Source organism: Spirosoma utsteinense (assembly GCF_014282275.1).
Lineage (GTDB): Bacteria > Bacteroidota > Bacteroidia > Cytophagales > Spirosomataceae > Spirosoma > Spirosoma utsteinense.
In genome coordinates this window covers 1-3031 of sequence record NZ_VFIA01000112.1, presented here as the reverse complement: position 1 = coordinate 3031, position 3031 = coordinate 1, and the positions used below count along the sequence as shown (strand labels likewise).

Genomic DNA, 3031 nt, shown 5'->3' with positions numbered 1-3031 from the left:
GTTTGCGGGCTGTTCTTGAAGCGTTATTCACGGGTCGGCAGACAGTCATCGAGTTGACTTGCTTTCCCTACATTCTGAATGCGTCTTTATGATTTTGAATTAGTATTATATTAGAATAACTGATATATCGGAAGATGGTCGATTTATGCCAGAGAACAGAACATCAGTTAATCACAGTTTATTTGAAAATTACATTTTAGAGCCTGGCGATATTGTATTTGCTCGTACAGGGGCTAGTGTAGGTAAAAGTTATTTATACAAAGAAACAGATGGGCTGCTTGTCTATGCAGGTTTTTTAATAAAAGTTAAGACAAACTCTGAAATCTTAGACCCCATATACCTTCAAAATTTTACCACGACAGGGACGTATTGGAGTTGGGTTAAAGTAATGTCTATGAGAAGTGGTCAGCCTGGAATTAACGGTAATGAGTTCAAACAACTAAAAATTTCTGTTCCACCTACAATAGACGAACAAACACGTATCGCTCAAACTCTTTCTGACATGGATGACGAAATTGCCGGGTTGGAGCAAAAACTAACAAAATACAAGCGGCTGAAACAGGGTATGATGCAGGAGTTACTAACGGGGAAAACACGATTAATTTAATACAATGGCCTGTCCACACAAATTTCAAGAGTACCTCACGTTAGAGCAGTTGGATTTTGAACCAACCACGTTGATTGTCGGCACCTTCAATCCGGCATGGCCAGCGGGGAACTACGCTCAGTGGTTTTATGGCAGAACCAACAATAACTACTTCTGGGATGTATTGCCCCGTTTGTATCAGGCAGACCTTAACTTAAGACCCGGCACAGTAGCGTCCTGGAAACAGTTTTGCGCTGATAAGAAAATCGCTTTGACAGATATGATTAGCAGTATTAACGATGCTGATCAGGGAGTGCAGTTGCATAACGATAAATTAGCTAATTATACCGATGCGGCTTTAGCTACAACTTTCGCAGACTTTACATTTACCGATATTGTAAAGTTGCTTCGGCAACACCCGACCATTAAATATGTCTATCTTACTCGAAAGCCGGGCATATCTTTATTTGATGATCAATGGATGTTAGTTGAAAATTACGGGATCGAACATGGCTTACATGTCCGTAATCTATTAACGCCTTCAAAATATGCTTTTTACTAAATCGGTCCCTACAAGCAAGAATACCCTGATGATCCAACACCGTTGAGAAACTTCATTTATTGCAGTTGGATCGAAGAATGGCATATATACTAAACCACACCAGAATGGATACCGTAGGTCAACCCGAACGCCACACCCAAAACCGGATCGTAAAGCTATTCCGCGAAAAACTACAGTATGATTACCTGGGCAACTGGGAAGACCGGGCCAACAACAGCAATATTGAGGAAACCTGGTTGCGTTCGTACCTGATCAACAAGGCCGGTTATAGCCCCGAGTTGGTAAATCGGGCTATTTACAAACTCCAGAGCGAGGCCACCAACCACGACCGTACCCTTTACAACAACAACAAAGAAGTTTACAAACTACTGCGCTACGGCGTGGAGGTAACGGCCAATCCAAGCGAAAAATACCAGCGGGTGCACTTTATCAACTGGAACAAGCCGGAAACCAACCACTTTGCTATTGCCGAAGAAGTGACCATTCAAGGTAATCGCGAGAAACGGCCGGACATTGTTCTGTACATCAACGGCATTGCCGTAGGTGTGTTGGAACTCAAACGGAGCATTATCTCCATCGGCGATGGTATTCGCCAGAATCTGGTCAACCAGCGCCCCGAGTTCATTCAGTCCTTCTTCTCCACCATTCAACTGGTTATGGCCGGCAGTGATGCGGCTGGCCTGCGGTACGGAGCCATCGGCACTCCCGAAAAGTTCTTTCTGGGCTGGAAAGAAGACATTACCGATACCAGTCTTTTGCAACTGGACAAGTACCTGCTCAAACTCTGCGATAAAAAGCGCCTGCTGAAAATTCTGCACGATTTTGTCTTGTTCGATGGGGGTGTCAAAAAGCTACCCCGTTATCATCAGTATTTCGGCATCAAGGCCGCACAGGAACACATTCGTCGGCGCGAAGGCGGCATTATCTGGCACACGCAGGGCAGCGGGAAAAGCATTGTCATGGTACTGCTGGCCAAATGGATATTGGAAAATAACCCCAACGCCCGCGTTGTCATTTTAACTGACCGCACCGAGCTGGACAAGCAAATTGAGCGCGTATTCAACGATGCCGGTGAACCGCTAGTACGCACATCGAGCGGGCAGGAACTCATGGAACAACTGAGTCAGCCAATGCCCCGGTTGTTGTGTTCGTTGGTGCATAAGTTCGGCAAGAAAGACGTCGAGAACTTCGACAAATTCATTGACGAGTTGCAGCGTGGCCCTTCGGCGGCCGTGGGCGAGGTGTTCGTCTTTGTTGATGAGTGCCACCGCACTCAAAGCGGCAAGCTGCACAAGATCATGAAGGCCATGCTGAACAACGCCGTGTTCATTGGCTTTACGGGCACACCGCTGTTGAAAAGCGATAAGCAAACCAGTCTGGAAGTATTCGGCAAATACATCCACACCTATAAATTCAACGAAGCCGTAGCCGATGAAGTCGTGTTGGATTTGGTATACGAAGCCCGCGATATTGATCAGAAACTATCGTCACCCCAAAAAGTAGATGCCTGGTTTGATGTCAAGACCAAAGGCCTTAATGATTTTCAGAAATCGGAGCTAAAGAAGAAATGGGGCACCATGCAGAAGGTACTCAGTTCGCGCTCGCGGATGGACATGGTTGTGAGTGATATTGTCTTCGATTTCAGTGTAAAGCCCCGCTTAAGCGAACACACAGGTAACGCCATTCTGGTCGCGGGCAGCATCTACGAAGCCTGTAAATACTACGAACTGTTTCAGCGAACGGAGTTCAAACAGCGTTGTGCCGTTATTACCTCTTAGAGTATGTTTGGGACTATTATTTGGCCAGCCTATTGAGCAGGATTGAAATAAAGCCAATTCGTAGCATAGCCTCCGAACTTTCTATGGTTTTGTCTACGTCTCGGA

Annotated in this window: 3 protein-coding genes; all 3 read left to right on the top strand. The window is 45.8% G+C overall.

Annotated features, from left to right (window positions below; translation table 11 throughout):
- Positions 1–145 precede the first annotated feature (145 nt).
- The 3 genes from FH603_RS27815 (at position 146) to FH603_RS27805 (ending at position 2926) form a co-directional block, all read left to right on the top strand.
- Positions 146–607: a restriction endonuclease subunit S gene (locus FH603_RS27815; RefSeq protein ID WP_186742578.1), complete on the top strand. Its 462-nt coding sequence runs from the start codon at positions 146–148 to the stop codon at positions 605–607.
- A gap of 4 nt (positions 608–611) precedes the next feature.
- On the top strand, positions 612–1148 hold the full coding sequence (locus FH603_RS27810) for a hypothetical protein (protein ID WP_186742576.1): 537 nt from the start codon (positions 612–614) through the stop codon (positions 1146–1148).
- 104 nt (positions 1149–1252) lie between these two features.
- Complete coding sequence (locus tag FH603_RS27805) at positions 1253–2926, top strand: type I restriction endonuclease subunit R (RefSeq protein ID WP_186742574.1); 1674 nt, start codon at positions 1253–1255, stop codon at positions 2924–2926.
- Positions 2927–3031: the final 105 nt, after the last annotated feature.